Annotated in this window: 14 protein-coding genes; 5 read left to right on the top strand and 9 right to left on the bottom strand. The window is 70.7% G+C overall.

The genetic code is table 11. The features are described from left to right. Nucleotides 1-55 precede the first annotated feature (55 nt). The 3 genes from hsp14 to GRS48_RS14560 form a co-directional block, all read right to left on the bottom strand. Nucleotides 56-493, bottom strand: coding sequence for an archaeal heat shock protein Hsp14 (hsp14, locus tag GRS48_RS14570; protein WP_159487806.1), 438 nt, complete (start codon nucleotides 491-493; stop codon nucleotides 56-58). 80 nt (nucleotides 494-573) lie between these two features. Then, a complete protein-coding gene (locus GRS48_RS14565; protein ID WP_159487804.1) occupies nucleotides 574-1749 on the bottom strand; it encodes a pyridoxal-phosphate dependent enzyme in 1176 nt (391 codons plus the stop codon). Then, nucleotides 1749-2705: a succinylglutamate desuccinylase/aspartoacylase family protein gene (locus tag GRS48_RS14560; RefSeq protein ID WP_159487802.1), complete on the bottom strand. Its 957-nt coding sequence runs from the start codon at nucleotides 2703-2705 to the stop codon at nucleotides 1749-1751. Before GRS48_RS14560 ends, GRS48_RS14565 begins: the two co-directional genes overlap by 1 nt. Before the next feature lie 217 nt (nucleotides 2706-2922). Here GRS48_RS14560 and GRS48_RS14555 point away from each other — a divergent pair, with 217 nt between their 5' ends. Beyond that, nucleotides 2923-5049, top strand: a complete 2127-nt coding sequence (locus GRS48_RS14555; RefSeq protein WP_159487800.1) for a caspase family protein — start codon at nucleotides 2923-2925, stop codon at nucleotides 5047-5049. On the opposite strand, the gene GRS48_RS15360 is transcribed toward GRS48_RS14555, so the two are convergent. Continuing rightward, nucleotides 5046-5177, bottom strand: coding sequence for a hypothetical protein (locus tag GRS48_RS15360; RefSeq protein WP_255473153.1), 132 nt, complete (start codon nucleotides 5175-5177; stop codon nucleotides 5046-5048). The genes GRS48_RS14555 and GRS48_RS15360 overlap by 4 nt on opposite strands. 233 nt (nucleotides 5178-5410) lie before the next feature. Between GRS48_RS15360 and GRS48_RS14550 the strand changes: the two genes are divergently transcribed. Together GRS48_RS14550 and GRS48_RS14545 are read left to right on the top strand one after the other, a co-directional pair. Further along, nucleotides 5411-6790 (top strand): MFS transporter, encoded by a 1380-nt coding sequence (locus GRS48_RS14550; protein WP_159487798.1) that lies wholly within the window; start codon nucleotides 5411-5413, stop codon nucleotides 6788-6790. Between the two features lie 192 nt (nucleotides 6791-6982). Then, nucleotides 6983-9325 (top strand): DEAD/DEAH box helicase, encoded by a 2343-nt coding sequence (locus GRS48_RS14545; RefSeq protein WP_321168478.1) that lies wholly within the window; start codon nucleotides 6983-6985, stop codon nucleotides 9323-9325. Nucleotides 9326-9402: 77 nt separating this feature from the next. Here GRS48_RS14545 and GRS48_RS14540 read toward each other — a convergent pair whose 3' ends face one another. Together GRS48_RS14540 and GRS48_RS14535 are read right to left on the bottom strand one after the other, a co-directional pair. Continuing rightward, complete coding sequence (locus tag GRS48_RS14540; protein WP_159487796.1) at nucleotides 9403-9876, bottom strand: pyridoxamine 5'-phosphate oxidase family protein; 474 nt, start codon at nucleotides 9874-9876, stop codon at nucleotides 9403-9405. Nucleotides 9877-9964: 88 nt separating this feature from the next. Next, on the bottom strand, nucleotides 9965-11320 hold the full coding sequence (locus tag GRS48_RS14535) for a RimK/LysX family protein (RefSeq protein WP_159487794.1): 1356 nt from the start codon (nucleotides 11318-11320) through the stop codon (nucleotides 9965-9967). Between the two features lie 103 nt (nucleotides 11321-11423). Between GRS48_RS14535 and GRS48_RS14530 the strand changes: the two genes are divergently transcribed. Continuing rightward, nucleotides 11424-12158, top strand: a complete 735-nt coding sequence (locus GRS48_RS14530) for a topoisomerase DNA-binding C4 zinc finger domain-containing protein (protein ID WP_159487792.1) — start codon at nucleotides 11424-11426, stop codon at nucleotides 12156-12158. A gap of 75 nt (nucleotides 12159-12233) precedes the next feature. Here the strand turns inward: GRS48_RS14530 and GRS48_RS14525 are convergent, their stop codons facing one another. From GRS48_RS14525 to GRS48_RS14515, 3 genes are all read right to left on the bottom strand, one after another. Further along, nucleotides 12234-13385: an aminomethyltransferase family protein gene (locus tag GRS48_RS14525; RefSeq protein ID WP_159487790.1), complete on the bottom strand. Its 1152-nt coding sequence runs from the start codon at nucleotides 13383-13385 to the stop codon at nucleotides 12234-12236. Between the two features lie 64 nt (nucleotides 13386-13449). Continuing rightward, the gene (locus tag GRS48_RS14520; protein ID WP_159487788.1) at nucleotides 13450-13749 is read right to left on the bottom strand and encodes a DUF6432 family protein; all 300 of its coding nucleotides are present in this window, start codon (nucleotides 13747-13749) and stop codon (nucleotides 13450-13452) included. A 54-nt stretch (nucleotides 13750-13803) separates the two neighbouring features. Next, entirely contained in the window at nucleotides 13804-14325 is a 522-nt protein-coding gene (locus GRS48_RS14515) for an archaemetzincin family Zn-dependent metalloprotease (protein ID WP_159488000.1), read from the bottom strand. A 39-nt stretch (nucleotides 14326-14364) separates the two neighbouring features. Here GRS48_RS14515 and GRS48_RS14510 point away from each other — a divergent pair, with 39 nt between their 5' ends. Beyond that, nucleotides 14365-15057, top strand: coding sequence for a UPF0146 family protein (locus GRS48_RS14510; RefSeq protein ID WP_321168477.1), 693 nt, complete (start codon nucleotides 14365-14367; stop codon nucleotides 15055-15057). Nucleotides 15058-15104 lie beyond the last annotated feature (47 nt).

Genomic DNA, 15104 nt, shown 5'->3' with positions numbered 1-15104 from the left:
GATGCGTTCGGCCGCATCGCTCGCCGCTCTTTATAAATACCCCCCTCCAGACCGGTCAGTTGACGTCGATGCTGTGGCCGCCGGACTCGCCCGCCGCCCGCTTCGGGAGCGTAACGGTGAGCACGCCGTTGTTGTACGTCGCGGACGCGTCCTCGCGCTCGACGGCGGCGGGAAGCGGGAGCCGTCGCGACACGGCGCGGCGGCGACGCTCGCGGTGGTGATAGCGGAGCCCGTCGTCGGTCTCCTCCTCGACGTCCTCGGTCTCGTGTGTCGCCGCGATCGTCAGGCTCTCGTCCTGGAGCTCCACGTTGATGTCCTCGCGATCGTAGCCGGGGAGGTCCGCGGTGACGATCACGTGCTCGTCGTCCTCGGCGACGTCGACGCTGACGTCCGCGGAGACGGACGCCTCGATGTCGCCGCCGAGCTCCTCGAACTCACGACCCATGCGGTCGAACAGCTGCTCTATCTCTCGGAAGGGGTCTCGTCGAGTCATGCGGGCCACGGTTCGGCGCGCAACGACTTGAAACCGCGGCCGGCCGCCCCGACACCCGCGCGTGACGCGTTCAGCCCGCGCTACGTTTTCAGTCCGCTCCCGGTCAGCGGGACGACGACGTCGTCGTCCGGGCCGATGACGCCGCGATCGCGGTACGTGGACAGCGCCGCGGGCGCGACGGCACACGTCGGCTCGGTGTAGAAGCCGGCGGCGTGGAGCCGGTCGAGCTCGCGGTCGAGCTCGGCTTCGGTCACCGCGATCGCGTCGCCATCGGTCGCCGCGATCGCCTCGCGGATCCGGTCGATCTGGACCGGCTCCGCGATCCGGATCCCGTCGGCGGCGTCGTTGCGCTCGCCGTCGGGGTCGGCCGCCTCGGGGCCGCGGTGGTCACGGACGACCGGCGCGATACCGGCCGCCTGCGCGCCGAGCAGCCGCGGGAGCCGGTCGATCCAGCCGGCCCGCAGCAGGCGTTGGAACCCCCAGTACGCCCCCAAAAAGAGGGTGCCGTGACCGACCGGCGTCACCACCGCGTCGGGCGCTTCCCAGTCGCGCTGGAGGGCCACCTCGTAGGCGAACGTCGCGGTCCCCTCGAAGAACGCCGGGTTCCAGGCGTGGCTCGCGTACCACGCGGGGGATGTATCGCCGCCGCTTCCGTCCCCGTTCGCCCCGAGCGCCGCCACGCACGCGTCGGTCACGTCGCCCCGGTCGCCGGGGATCCGGACCGGCGTCGCGCCGGCGCGACGGATCGCCCGGATCTTGGCCTCCTTGACGTCCGCCGGGACGTAGATCTCCGCGTCGATCCCCGCGCGGGCGGCGTACGTCGCGATCGCGGCCCCGGCGTTGCCCGAGGAGTCTTCGACGACGCGCTCGACGCCGAGCTCGGCGGCACGCGTCAGCGTCGTCGTCGCGCCGCGGTCCTTGAACGACCCGGTCGGGAAGACGTACTCGAGTTTGAACGCCGCGTCCCAGCCGTCCGCGTCGACGAGCGGGGTCATCCCCTCGCCGAGCGTCACCCTGTCGGCGAGGTCGTCGCCGACCGCGAGGAACCCATCGAACGTCCAGAGCCCGTCCCGCGTGTCGACGGCGTCGGGCTCCGGCGGCGGTGCGTCCGGGACCGGCGGGTCGACGAAGCGGAGCGGCGAGCCGCAGCGACATCGCCAGCGATCGGGGGTCTCCGCCCCGCAGTCGGGACAGCGGAGGCGACGCGGTCCGTTTCCGGTGCCGCCCGGACCGTCGTCGCGAGCGTCGCCAAGCATCAGTACGAGTCCACCTCGGTGCCCACCGAGCAGACGTACTCGCCGGCCGCGACCTGCGGGAGCCGTCTCGTCCGCCAGAACACCCCGTCGCTGTCGGCGGTCACGCGTCCCTTCAGCTCGCCGAACGTGTCGGTCACCTCGAACAGCGGGTCGCCGGCCGACACCCGGTCGCCGAGTTCCGCCTCGAACCGGACGAGGCCGCCAGCGGGCGACCCGTACTGGTCGAACCCACGGGCCCGCGTCTGCGGCTCGATCGAGACGTCGCCGTCGAGGAACCCGTAGTAGCGGAGCACGTTGAAGACGCCCTCGACGCCGTACCGGATCGACTCCTCGTCCCACCCGACACAGCCGCCGAGCTCGGGGTCGATCGTGGGGATCCCCTCGTCCGGGCCGGCGCGCGCGAGCTGGCCGTCCGGCCCCTTCACGTCGAGGACGTGCCCGCAGCCGAACACCTTCGCCAGCCGGAGGCAGTCGCCGTGGAGCCGGTGGCGGGTGCCACAGCGGACCCGCGTCTCGTTTATCATCCGGCTCGTCGACCCCTGATGGAGGTCGAGGACGAGGTCCGCGCGCTTCGCGGCTTGGAACGTCGCGTGGGCGATCCGCTCGCTCGTCGTCCCCTCCTCGTCGCCGGGGTAGCCGCGATTCATCTTCCGGTCGTCGATCGGGTTCCGGTGTTCCGCGACCTGGAAGCCGAAGTAGTTCACGATGCCGACGACGAGGACCGCCCCCGACAGCTCGGCCGGGTCGATCCGCGGGACGACGCGGTTGATCACGCCCAACCCGTTGAGCTCGTCGCCGTCGCTTACCGCCTGCATGTACAGCGTTTCCCCGTCGTCCGCGCCGTTGATGACGGCGACGGGCAGCCGGACGGGGCTCCCGTCTCGCGTTTCTCCGACCTCCAGTCGCCCGATATCGGTTTCGCCCGGCTCCGCGCTCGCCGTTCCCAGCGTGATCATTGCTCAACCCTCGGTCGTCGGCCCCTTTATCGGTTCGGTCCGGGGCAGTCGACCCGGTTTGAGGCGCTCGACCTGGTTTGGGGCGCTCGACCTGGTTTGGGGCAGTCGCACGACACAAGCTTTATCGCCGGGTTCGCCGAACTGGCGGTCGACATCGCGGCGGTCGCGGCGTGTCGGGAGAGACGTCCGATCCGCCTCGGACCCCCCGTCGTCCGCCATGAGCATCGAGATCGTCCCGTCGGAGGCGCACGACGGGCTCACCGTCACGGACCACATCGAACACACGCAGTTCGTGCTGTACACGGACCGACCGGTCGATCCGACGCCCGACGACGCTGACGCCCACTACTTCCCGGTCGGCGCGAGCGTCTCCGTCGAGACGGGCGTCATCGAGATCCCCCGACTCGCGGCCGTCGAGGCGCGCTCGGGCGACGGGACGCTCGTCACCCGCGGCGACGACTACTCGCTGCCGACCGGCGAGTACCGCGTCGGTATCGACCCCGCCCCGACCAAGCTGTACGCCTCGTTCCGATCGGCGTTCTCCGTCACGACGACGGACCGGACGACCCGGATCGAGTTCGACGGGCCCCGGTCCGTCTCGCTCGGCTTCCGCTCGTTACACCAGGTGCCGGCGGGGACGATCGGCACCCCGACGGACCCGGAGTCGCTGATGCGGGCGGTGTCGCTTTTCGGGTCGGCGCTCCAGACGACGAGCCCCGAGCGGTCGTTCCCGACGCTGCGCGGCCATCCGCCCCTGCTCGAACCCGCCGACGAGCTCTCCGTGCCCGAACACGTGACGCCGCCGGACAGCGGGGTGCGGATCGTCGTCCCGCCCGAGTACCGCTCCCTGTATCCGGTCGTCCCCTTGGCGTACTACTTCGCGGCCGAGGTCGTCCCGGGCGAGCACCCGCGGATCACGGGCGACGGGTGGTCACACTCCCTGGAGCCCGACCTCGAGCGGCGGGCGGCCGAGCTGCTCCGGCGCTCGTTCCACCTCGACTGTATCACGCGCACGGAGGGGTTCTATCCGATCGACCTCCACGAGCGAGCGGCGACGGACCTCGACCTCGACTGGGCGGCGCTGTACGACGCCCCGCTCGCGGAGCGGCTCGGCGAGCACGCCGCGGTGCCGTTCGAGCGCGTCGAGCCGGAGCTCCCGCAGTGGACCCTGACGACGGACGTCCGGCCGGCCGCCGAGAACGTCGAGATGCTCCCCTTTATCGCCGGCGAGCTCTCGCTCGTGCGATCGCCGGAGACGGTTCGCCGACCGGGCGAGAGCGACGGGGAGCGGACGGCCGGCTTCCTGCGCGCGCCGGAGCCCGGAGCCGGGGAGTTCTTCCGGGGCGGGACGGGGCTCGAGGCGTCCGCCGCCGAGGGGGCAGGCCTCGCTCGCGGGGCGGCCCGCCGGGGGGTTCACGGGTTCATCCCGGACGACGCGGACTTCGTCAGGCCGGAGCCGGTGGAGACGGTCGAGCACGCGTGGGTCGGTGACGGCGTCCCGCTCGGTGCGAACAAGGCGACGCTGGACGCGTATCGCAGCCGGCTGGAGGTCGGTCCCGTCGAGCAGTCGCGCATCTCGGTGCTCGTCGTCTGTAACGACGAGTTGATGCGCGAGGAGGGCGACGTCGCCGAGTTATACGGGCTGCGCGACATCGTCCAGTTCGACATCGAGGTCCGGTACGACCTCACGCGCGAGGAGCTGCGGACGACGCTCGGTGCCGACGTCGACTTCCTCCACTACATCGGCCACGTCGACGAGCGCGGGATGCAGTGTCCCGACGGGTTCCTCGACCTGCGGGAGGGGACGTTCGACGTCGGCGTCGACGCCTTCCTGCTGAACGCGTGTCAGTCGTACGAGCAGGGGGCGGCGCTGATCGACCGGGGGAGCCGCGGCGGGATCGTGACGCTCACCGACGTCCCGAACTCGCCGGCGACCCGGCTCGGTCGGATCATCGCCCGACTGATGAACAGCGGCTTCAACCTCCGTACCGCGCTCCACGTCGCCCAGCGGGAGCTGATCACCGGCAATCAGTACATCGTCGTCGGCGACGGGGGGACGACGATCTGTCAGAACCGCAGCGGCGTCGCGTTAGTCATCGACTCGAAGCGGGCGGACGAGGATCGCTGGGACGTCATCGCAGACGCGTTTCCCAACGGCCCCTACGGGATCGGAACGATGACGTATCTGAACCTGTCGTCTACGGATACGAACTACTACGTTCCTGCAGAAATGCGTGTCGAGGGCGTGCCTCGGTCGGAGTTTCTCGACTTCCTTAACTTGGAGACGGTGCCGATCTTCGTCGACGGCGATCTGGCCTGGACCGACGAACTCTCTCTGGATTAGGGGCCGGGGTTCGAGACCGCCATGTTCGCCGCCGCGGGGGCCGCCTGCGACAGCATCAACAGCGCCGCGAACAGGACGCCGGCCATCTTCGGGTGCTCTGCCACGTAGTCTGCAACACTTTCGTGCATATTACATCCGATATCGCGTGAGATTAAGATGAACTCTTATGAGAACTGGTAGATCGCGTCTGTTCTAACGATCAACGAAACGAAATTAATGTCCGGGTCGGCCATCCCGACCGGTTCATCCGCCGAAACCGGCCTTTTGAACGCCTGTAGTGTGTGTTTCCCCGCGGAGCGATACCGTCCCTCCCGAACCCGTCGCCGGAGCGTTCAAGGGGCTGTTCGCGGTGTGGTCTCGTATGGACGGAGGCGACGCCGACTCTGGGGGGGCGGAGCGGGCGGACGACGAGGTCGACCTCCTCGACCCGTTCCGGCAGTTCTTCTCGCTCCAGCGGGACGTGTTGGTGCTGTCGGTGGCGATGTTCGCGTTCAGTCTGGGCTTCCAGATGACGACCCGGTACGTCCCGGAGTACATGGCGGCGCTCGGCGCGAGCGCGCTCGTCATCGGGCTGTTCGGCACCGTCGGCAACGTCATCGGCGCGGTGTACCCGTATCCCGGCGGTCGGCTCTCCGACCGGATCGGTTCGCGGGTCGCGCTCACGCTGTTCGGGCTGACGTCGACGCTGGGCTTTGTGGTGTGGCTCGTCGCGCCGGCACTCGGGACGGTGACGGTCGCGGGGGTCGTCCTCGAGCCGTGGATCTGGATCTTCGTCGGACTCTTCTTCGCGCAGGCGTGGAAGTCGTTCGGGCTCGGGGCGACGTTCGCGATCGTCAAACAGTCCGTCCCGCCCGGCCGCCTCGCGCGCGGGTTCGCGAGCACGGAGGTGTTCCGCCGGACCGCGTTCCTCTTCGGTCCCCTGATCGCGGCGGGCGTCCTCCACCTGTTCGCGGACTTCGCGGTCGGGTTCCAGTACGTGCTCGCGGTCGCGCTGCTGTTCGGCGTCGTCGCCACCGCGGCCCAACACGTCCTCTACGACGCGAGCGAGGACACCTTCGGGAAGGAGTTCGCGGGCGTCGGCGAGGTCGTCGCCGATCTCCGCGGGCTGCCGTCGGAGCTGCGCCCGCTGCTCGTGGCCGACACGCTCGTCCGGTTCGCCAACGGGATGGTGTACGTCTTCTTCGTGATCGTGATCGTCCGGTTCCTCGGGGTCGGTCTCGACGTCGGCCCGGTGTCGCTGTCGCCGGCGGTGTTCTTCGGCGTCCTCCTCGCCGTCGAGATGGTGATCGCGCTGATCACCATGCCGCCCGCCGCGCGGCTCGCCGAGCGCGTCGGGCTCAAGCCGGTGGTCGGGCTCGGCTTCCTCGTGTACGCCGTCTTCCCGGCGCTGCTCATCAGCGTCCCGGCCGATACGGCGCTGACGGCTCCGATCGTCGTGGCGCTCTTCGCGTTCTCCGGGCTCCGGTTCGCCGGGCTCCCGGCGCATAAGGCGCTCATCGTCGGCCCCGCGGAGCGCGACACGGGCGGACGCGTCGCCGGGTCCTACTACCTCGTGCGCAACACGATCGTCATTCCGAGCGCGGCGATCGGCGGGCTGATCTACGGCGGCTTCGCCGTCCCCGGCACCGGGGTCTCGGTCCCGGGGAGCCCGACGGTCGCGTTCGGCCTCGCGAGCGCGATCGGGGTCGTCGGGGTCGCGTATTTCGCGCTGTTCGGCGAGGAGTACGACGCGTACGCGTGAGCCGCCCGGCGGGGACGTGCCCGCATGACGGCTCGGGCGGGGCTCGAACGAGGGCCGCACAGGGCTCGAACGCGGGCCGGACGGGGGTCGGACTGGGCTCGATCGAAGTCGTTTCCGGCCGCATGAGAAACGCCTTTGGCCGTGAGGCCCCGGACTCAGAGTAATGCGAGCCAGTCCCCGAGGTGACCCCTCGTGAAGGTGGCGGAGGCGGTGCCGGAGTTCGCCGACGCGTTCGGGTTCGAGGAGTTCAACCGGATGCAGCGCGAGGCGCTGCCCGGGATCTGGCGGACGGATCACAACGTCGTCGCGTCCGCGCCGACCGCCTCCGGAAAGACCGCCCTCGCCGAGCTGGCGATCTGTAAGACCCTCTCGGAGGGCGGCACGGCGCTGTTCATCGCGCCGCTGCGCGCGCTCACCAACGAGAAGGAAAGCGAGTGGGAGCGGTTCGAGGACCTCGGCTACTCGGTTTACGTCGTCTCCGGCGAGCGCGACCTCAATCCCCGGCGCGCCGCGCGCGCGGACGTGCTCGTGACGACCCCCGAGAAGGCAGACAGCGCGACGCGCAAACACGACTCCGCGCGCTACTCGTTCATCACCGACGTCGACTGCGTCGTCATCGACGAGGTCCACCTGCTCGACTCCGATCGGCGCGGCGGCGTCCTCGAGGTGACCGTTTCGCGGCTCCGCCGGCTGCAGGACCCCCGCGTCGTCGCGCTGTCGGCGACGATGCCGAACGTCGGCGACGTCGCCGACTGGCTCGACGCGCCCGCCGAGACCACCTACCAGTTCGGCGACGAGTACCGCCCGGTCGACCTCGAGACGGGCGTGAAGACGTACTCGCACGGATCGAACGCCTTCGCCGACAAGTACCGCCGCCTCTACCGCGCGATCGACCTGGCCGAACCGCACATCCGCGAGGACGGCCAGGCGCTCGTCTTCGTCTCCTCGCGGCAGGACACGGTGCAGGCGGCGAAGAAGGCACGCGACGAGATCGCCGAGCGCGAGGTTCCGATCGACTCCCACGGCGATTACGACTACCACAACGAGGCGACGGAGCTGACGAACGACACCCTCAGACAGTCCGTGATCGACGGCGTCGGCTTCCACCATGCCGGGCTCGGGAAAGGCGATCGCGACCGCGTCGAGCGGTGGTTCAAGGAGGGGAAGATCAAGCTCCTCTTCTCGACGTCGACGCTCGCGTGGGGCGTGAACCTCCCCGCGCGCTGTGTCGTCATCCGTGACACGAAGTACCACGACCCGCTGGAGGGGGAGACGGACATCTCGCCGCTCGACGTCCTCCAGATGGTCGGGCGCGCGGGCCGCCCCGGCTACGACGACGTCGGCTACGGCTGGGTCGTCTGTGACCGCGGCGACGCCGACACGTACCGCCGCCTGCTGCGGGACGGCAAGGAGATAGAGTCGCGGCTCGCGGCGGACCTCGAGTCACACCTCAACGCGGAGATCGCGATGGGCACGATCCGCGGACTGGAGGACGTGATGGCGTGGCTCGAGACGACGTTCTACTACGTCCGCGCGCGCTCGAAGCCCGAGGAGTACGACTTCGGGAACGTCCGCGAGCGCCTCCGCGGGACCCTCGACTCGCTCGTCGAGGACGGCTTCGTCACCGCCGACGAGGACCTCTCGATCGAGCCCTCGGCGCTCGGGCGGCTCGCCTCGAAGTACTACCTGCGGCTCGACACCGCCCGGCGGTTCCGCGCGCTCGCCGACCGCGAGCGGCTCACGGTCGACGCGATCCTCGAGACGGTCGCGAGCGCGGGCGAGTTCGACTCCGTCTCCGCGCGCTCCGCGGAGGCGGACGCCGTCGACCGGATCCTCGACGGCCACGAGACGAGCCTGGAGGACGGCCACCGGAAGGTGTTCGCCATCCTGCTCGCGGGGATGGCCGACTCCATGCCCTCGGACCTCCGCTCGGACGCGTGGGTGATCCGGCAGAACGCCCTCCGGCTGCTCGCGGCGCTGTGTGAGTTCCTCGACCGGTTCGCCGGCCCCCGCGCGGCCAACCTCGCCCGCCGGGTCGAGGCGCGGGTCGAACACGGCGTCGGCCGCGACGCGGTCGCGCTCACCGCGATCGACGGCGTCGGCGCGGGCCGCGCCGAGCGGCTCGCGGACGCGGGGCTCGGCTCCCCGGGCGCGGTCGTCGACGCCGGCCCCGACGTCCTCTCGAACGCCGGCATGAGCGACTCCGTCGCCGACCGCGTCGTGTCGGCCGCTGGCGACCAGCCCCGGATCGAGGTCGAGTGGGGGTCGTTCCCCGGCTCCATCGCGGTCGGCGAGAACGACCTCCGGGAGGTGGCCGTCCGGAACGTCGGCGGCGGCGCGCGGGTGGGGATCCGCGTCACCGTCAACGACGTGGAGATGACCGCGGAGACGGCGTACCTCGACGGCGAGACGACGGTCCCCGTCGGCGTCTTCGGCACCCCGACCGCCGACGAGCTGTCGTTCGTCGTCGAGGTCGTCTTCCCCGACCTCCCGCTGATGCCCGTTCGGGCGACCCGAAGCGTCGACGTGGCGTGATCCCGCGTGACGATCCGGAGCGTCGACGTGGCGTGATCCCGCGTGACGATCCGGAGCGTCGGTGACCGCGCCTCCGCTCACTCCCCCCGTGCCCCGTCCGAGGTGACTCGGCCGGTGACCGTGTCGATCTCGAGTTCCACGATCGACACCTCGATCTCCTCGATGGCCTCGCCGAACACGCGGATCGGGGAGAACCGGCGGTTGATCTCCGCGGTGTCGAACCGCTCGCGCTCTGATTCGGGAAGCTCGACGAGCCGGCCGGTGACGACGACGCTCCACGAGTCGATCTCCTGGGGATCGTCGGTCGGCTCCGTGCCGTGGAGGACGTAGCTCGCGGTCCCGGTTCGCTCCCACAGCTCCCGTTTCTTGCTCCCTTCGGTGGTTCCGAGTCGGAAGTACAGCCGCTCCCCGTCGTAGTAGTGTGCCAACGGTACCGCGTGGGCGTCGCCGTCGTCACAGAGCGCGAGCACCCCCGATGCGGCGGTTCGGAGGCGGTCGTCGATCTCGGCGTCGTCCATGCCGGTCGTGTACGCGTACTCGACGTGTTTCATCGGGACCTCCGGGACCTCCGGGGCTTCCGGGGCCTCTGGAGCCTCCGGAACCTCCGCCGGATCGGACGCGGTTCTCGATCGTTCGGCCTCATTCCTCGCTCACCCGGCGTTCGATGTCCACTCGATGGCCACGCAGAACGTCCCGTCCGAGCAGCACGGGGTAGTTCAGGTGGCTCCGGTCCTCGACGCTCGCGGTCACCCGGTCCCAGCGGTCGGCGAGCTCGAGGTCGATCTCGACGAGCGGTCGCTTCCGGCGGCCGGTCCGCGTGCCGGACCGCACGGTGACCGTGTCGACGATCGGACCCGCCCCGATCCGCGCGGCGAGTTCGGTGTCGATGCTCGTCCGGGTGGCCCCGGTGTCGGACTTCGCGACCGTCTCCTCGATCCGGTCCTCGCCGCCGACCGCGACCCGCTCGGTGTAGCCGACCGTTCCCTTGGCGCTCGCGTCGGACCCGATCACCGGTGCGCCTTCCGGGATCGAGTCGTCGAGCTCCGTCGTGAGCGACGCGACGCGCTCGGCGTCGACCCGCCCGCCCGCTCGCTCGATCGCCAGCCCGGCGATGTGCGGCGCGGGGCTGGTCCCCGTCGCCGCGAAGAGGCCCTTGAATCCGGCCGTCACGTTCACCTCGAGGACGTACCACGTCCCGGCGTGACACATGAGGTCGACGCCGGCGTAATCGAGGCCGAGGACGTCCGTCGCTCGCCTCGAGAGCTGTGCGGCCTCCGACGGGAGCTCCGCGGTGAAGTCCTCGACCGTGCCGCCGAGCGCGACGTTGGTCCGCCACTCGTCGGCCGGTGCGTAGCGCTTCATCGCCCCGACGACTTCGTCGTCGACGACGTACACGCGGACGTCGAACGGTCGATCCGTCCCGGAGTCGAGGAACGCTTGCAGGAACGTCAGCCGTCGAGCGACGCGCGGCGATACCGGACCGTCGCCGCCGACGATGGCGATCCGATCGCCGCCCGTTCCGATAGCCGGCTTGTGAACGACCGGGCCGTCGACGAGGTGGTCGCGGTCGGCGATCGCCTGGTGTGTAAACGCCAGGAACGCGTCCGGGACCGACACCCCCGCCGCGGCGAGCGTGGCGGCGGCACCGTACTTGTGCATGGCTCGGATCACGGCGTCGACCGGGTTCAACACGGGGCACACGGCGGCGTAGCTCGTCGCCACGCCGAGGTCGTCGAGCGGCCGCAACGCCTTCGTCGCCAACAGCCGGTTCGCGACGACGTCGACCGCCGGCTCGAAGCGCGGAGTCCCCCCGTCCAGCCAACTGCGAGTGTTCCCCTCGTGGAGCCAGACGGGATCGTGTCCTAATGCCCGTACCGCGTTACAGATCGCCTTCGTCTCCTTGCTCTCGTGGAAGCTCAACACGCCGACACGAACCGACGTCTCCCCGTTCGCGTCCCCCGACGTCGATCGGTCGCCTTCGCGGGTCGCGTCCATACGTCCTTCACGTCGACCATCGTGTTAAACGGGCGACATGGTTCTCAGTCCGGGAGGACGCCCCACCGACTCGTTAAACCCGAAAACGGCTCCACCCCGTCGTATGCCAGAGCGCCTTCGCGTCCTTGCCGGCGACTGTCGGGTGACCGAACGCGGCGACCGCACGCGAACCCACCGTGGCCGCGTCGTCGTCCTGATAAAGCCCGACAACACCACGCTCGTCCACGACGCCGACGGCTATCAACCGGTCGCGTGGCTCACCCGCCCGGACTCGGTCGTCGTCGAGGGTGACGGTGCGGGCTTCTCGGTCACCGCGCGGACGGGCGAACGCCGCCTTCGCGTCGTCGCCGAGGCGGCCACCGCCAGCCGCGGCCTCCCCGTGACCGAGGCGGGCGTCCCGGTGGGGACCTGCCCGGAGGACGGCGGGTCGCTCGTCCGCTCGCGGGGCGACGTGGTCTGTCTCGACTGCGAGGAGCGGTGGGGGCTGCCGGCGGGCGCGAGCGTCACCGACACGACGTGTGCGGACTGCGGGCTCCCGAAGGTTCGCGTCGAGCGCGGCGAGCCGTTCCACCTCTGTGTCGACCCCGGCTGTGACCCGCTCGTCGCGGCGGTCCGCGACCGGTTCGACCGGGTCTGGTCGTGTCCGGACTGCGACGGCGACCTCACCGTCGAGTCCGCGCCCGGCCGCGTCTTCCTCGGCTGTGAGCAGTACCCCGACTGTGAGACGACGTTCTCCGTCCCGCACGGCGTCGTCGTCGATGAATGCGGCTGCGGGCTCCCGGTGTTCGAGACCGCGACCGGGCGGCGGTGCCTCGACGGCACCTGCGACGGGGACTGACGGGCGACCGCCGTGGCCGTCGCTGTCGCGGTTACGGTCGTCGTCGCCGTCGCGGTCGCCGGGCGAACCCCGCGCTCAGGCGTCCGGGTACGTCGGTAGCCGACGCGACCGGGCGCTCCCGTCGACGAACGGGAGGTCCGCGACCGTGGCCGCCGTCTCCGCGCCGTCGACCCGGACCGTCACGTCGCCCGCCACGGTGTCGAACCCGACGAGCGCGAGCGCGATCGGATCGCCGCTCGTGGGGGCGACGACTGCGCGGGTCACCTCGCCGACCGCCTCGTCGCCGTCGAACACCGCGGCCCCGCGGTCCGGGAGCCGCTCGTCGGACGCATCGGGGTCGGCGTCGCCGTCGACGCCCGCGATCGCGTCGACCAGCCCGTCGAGGCGGAGCCCGACGAGCCGGCGGCTCGGCCGGCCCCGGTTCTCGACGCGGGAGACGACCTCCTGTCCGACGTAACAGCCCTTCTCGAAGTCCAGGGCGTTGCGGATCCCGAGGACGTTCGGGACGGTCCCCCGGAGTTCGTACTCGAACAGCGGGGTGCCGGCCTCCGCGGTCAGCGCGTCCCACGTCCGGTAGCCGAACGGGGCGGCGTTGAGCCCGCGGTTGAGCAGCGTGTCGAACAGGTCGGGGGCGTCCGCGGCCGCACACACCACCTCGTACCCCTCCTCGCCCAGCGGGCTGTCGCTCGCGATCACCGTGACGCCGGCGTCGACCATCGTGCCACGGACGAACGAGAGCGGCTCCTCGGGCGCGCCCGCGCCGTTGAGCACGGAGGCCACCTTCTCGGTCGACATCGGGCCGTGGACGCCGAAGACCCCGAACTCCGCGGAGGCGTCGCGGAGCTCGACGTCCTGGATGAACACCTTGCTCGACCAGTCGTCCAGCACGGGTTCGGCCCGCTCGGGCGGGAGGAAGACGAGCAGGCGCTCCCCGGCGTTGTACACGTACATGTCCGTCTCGATCCCGCCCTGCGGGTCGAGCAGCAGCGCGTACACGCCCTGTCCGTCCGTCGTTGGGACGCGATTGGAGACGGCGTTGTCGACGAACTCGACGCGGTCGTCGCCGGTGACGGCGAGGATCCCGTACCCCATCTCGATCGCGCCGACGACCTTCCGGACGGCCTTCCCCACGCGCTCGGGCTTGCCGTAGTGGTCGACGACCTCGCGACCGCCGCGGTCGCGGTACGTCGCGCCGTGGTCGCTGTGGGCGTCGGAAACGAGAGTCATGCCCGTACGGAGTGGCGGCAGCGTCAAAAGGACGCTGAAAGCGGACCCGGCCGGCTTCGGGCCCTCAGAGCCCGAGCCGCTCCCGGAGGACGTCGACGATCCCCCGGTCGGTTCGTCCCCCGTCGGCCTCCGGGTCGGGGACGACCCGGTCGTGTGGGTAGACGCGGACCCGGTCGTCGCTCTCAACCGTGATCAGCGAGTCCGCCTTCAGCGCGGAGAGCGCCTCCTCTATCGCGTCGATGTCGGCGTCGACGACCGCTCGGAGCTCCAGGACGGTCATCCCCTCGCCCCCGCGGTCGACGAGCGCGTCGAGCAGGGCGACCTCGACGTCGGGACGGTCGCGGTACTCCGGCTTCGCGGCCATAGATGGGGTATGGACCGGCCGGGGTTTACGTCTACCGGCGGTCGAAACGGCGGGTCAGCGGACCAGTCGGGAGCAGGAGCCACAGAGGTTCTCCTCTTTGACGTCGACCTCGCGGACGGTCGGGGAGAAGGACATCACGCATTTGGAGTTGTCACAGTGTTCCAGTCCGAGGGTGTGGCCGATCTCGTGGACCACCTCCTTGCGGACGCGGTCCGCGAAGACGTCGGCGGCGGGCTTCGTCGAGATACCGCCGTCAGAGGAGGTCTGGAGGCGATGCGTGGAGATGACGGAGCCGTTGCCGTTGAGGTACGCGAGCCCGAACACGTAGTTGCGCCGCCGGTAGTAGAGGTCCCGGGGCGTGATCCCGATGTTCTTCTCGCCGGTGCCGACCCGGCTGACCGTCTCGATCAGCTCCTCGGCGCGGTACTGTCCCCGCCCCTCGTCGTAGGCGGTCTCGGGGACCGGCTGGTCGTCGTGGACCGTGACGTCGCAGTCGTACACCGACCGCAACGCGCCGGAAGCCTCCCGTTTCACGCGCGGGGAGACCTCCCCGACCGGAACGATGTCCACGAGCATGGAACCGCTTTTGACCGCGGCGCTCATAAACCCCCCGCCGTGGTATCCCCATCGCGTCGCGCGCTCGTCGACGAACTCGCCGCCTTCGACCGGCTCCTCGAGGTCGGCGTCGGCAACCGCCCCGGCGTGGCTTGCGCCCTCGCGACCAGGGGACGACACGTCGTCGCGATCGACGTGATCGAGATCGACGCGGCCGAAACGGTCGACGCGGTGGACGCCGCCGGCACGGTGGACGCCGCCGACGCCGCCGACGCCGCCGACACCGCCGACACCGTCGACACCGCCGACACCGCCGATACCGCCGACACCGCCGACACCGACGGTGACCGATCGGGGTCGCTGCGACTACGCCGAGGAGACGTCGTCGCGCTCGCGGACGACCCGGACCCGCTCGCGACGGTCCTTGTCGGTGAGGGCCCGGACTCAGGAGAGGGGGGCGCACCCTCCGGGATCGACGCCGTCTACGCCTGCAACCTCCCGGCCGAGCTCCAGCGCCCGACCGTCGCGCTCGCGGACCGGCTCGACGCCGCCTGCCTGTTCACGACGCTCGGGTTCGAGGAGCCGACGGTCCCGGTTCGGCGGCGGTCGGTCCCGGGCGAGACGCTGTTCATCGCGCGCTCCGGGCGTCAGGGATCCGGGCGTGGTGCGGGCGGCGTGCCCGGTGCGGAGGGGTCGCGGTCCAGGTCGGGCTCACGGGAATCGGGCTCGGCGGACGATCCCGGGAACCGCTAGCCGCGTCCGACCCGGAACGTTCTTTCCGCTTCCCGTCGCCCAAGGCG

It is taken from the genome of Halorubrum sp. JWXQ-INN 858 (genome assembly GCF_009806985.1).
Classification (GTDB): Archaea; Halobacteriota; Halobacteria; order Halobacteriales; family Haloferacaceae; genus Halorubrum.
The sequence above is the reverse complement of the archived record's forward strand: the minus strand, read 5'-3'. Positions and strand labels throughout refer to the sequence as shown.

What these genes read in the sequence shown, in the direction of transcription:
- GRS48_RS14540 (WP_159487796.1), bottom strand. Translation starts at nt 9,876, where the DNA reads ATGAAACACGTCGAGTACGCGTACACGACCGGCATGGACGACGCCGAG.
- GRS48_RS14525 (WP_159487790.1), bottom strand. Translation starts at nt 13,385, where the DNA reads ATGACTCTCGTTTCCGACGCCCACAGCGACCACGGCGCGACGTACCGC.
- GRS48_RS14565 (WP_159487804.1), bottom strand. Translation starts at nt 1,749, where the DNA reads ATGCTTGGCGACGCTCGCGACGACGGTCCGGGCGGCACCGGAAACGGA.
- GRS48_RS14530 (WP_159487792.1), top strand. Translation starts at nt 11,424, where the DNA reads ATGCCAGAGCGCCTTCGCGTCCTTGCCGGCGACTGTCGGGTGACCGAA.
- GRS48_RS14555 (WP_159487800.1), top strand. Translation starts at nt 2,923, where the DNA reads ATGAGCATCGAGATCGTCCCGTCGGAGGCGCACGACGGGCTCACCGTC.
- GRS48_RS14520 (WP_159487788.1), bottom strand. Translation starts at nt 13,749, where the DNA reads ATGGCCGCGAAGCCGGAGTACCGCGACCGTCCCGACGTCGAGGTCGCC.
- GRS48_RS14560 (WP_159487802.1), bottom strand. Translation starts at nt 2,705, where the DNA reads ATGATCACGCTGGGAACGGCGAGCGCGGAGCCGGGCGAAACCGATATC.
- hsp14 (WP_159487806.1), bottom strand. Translation starts at nt 493, where the DNA reads ATGACTCGACGAGACCCCTTCCGAGAGATAGAGCAGCTGTTCGACCGC.
- GRS48_RS14550 (WP_159487798.1), top strand. Translation starts at nt 5,411, where the DNA reads ATGGACGGAGGCGACGCCGACTCTGGGGGGGCGGAGCGGGCGGACGAC.
- GRS48_RS15360 (WP_255473153.1), bottom strand. Translation starts at nt 5,177, where the DNA reads ATGCACGAAAGTGTTGCAGACTACGTGGCAGAGCACCCGAAGATGGCC.
- GRS48_RS14535 (WP_159487794.1), bottom strand. Translation starts at nt 11,320, where the DNA reads ATGGACGCGACCCGCGAAGGCGACCGATCGACGTCGGGGGACGCGAAC.
- GRS48_RS14515 (WP_159488000.1), bottom strand. Translation starts at nt 14,325, where the DNA reads ATGCTCGTGGACATCGTTCCGGTCGGGGAGGTCTCCCCGCGCGTGAAA.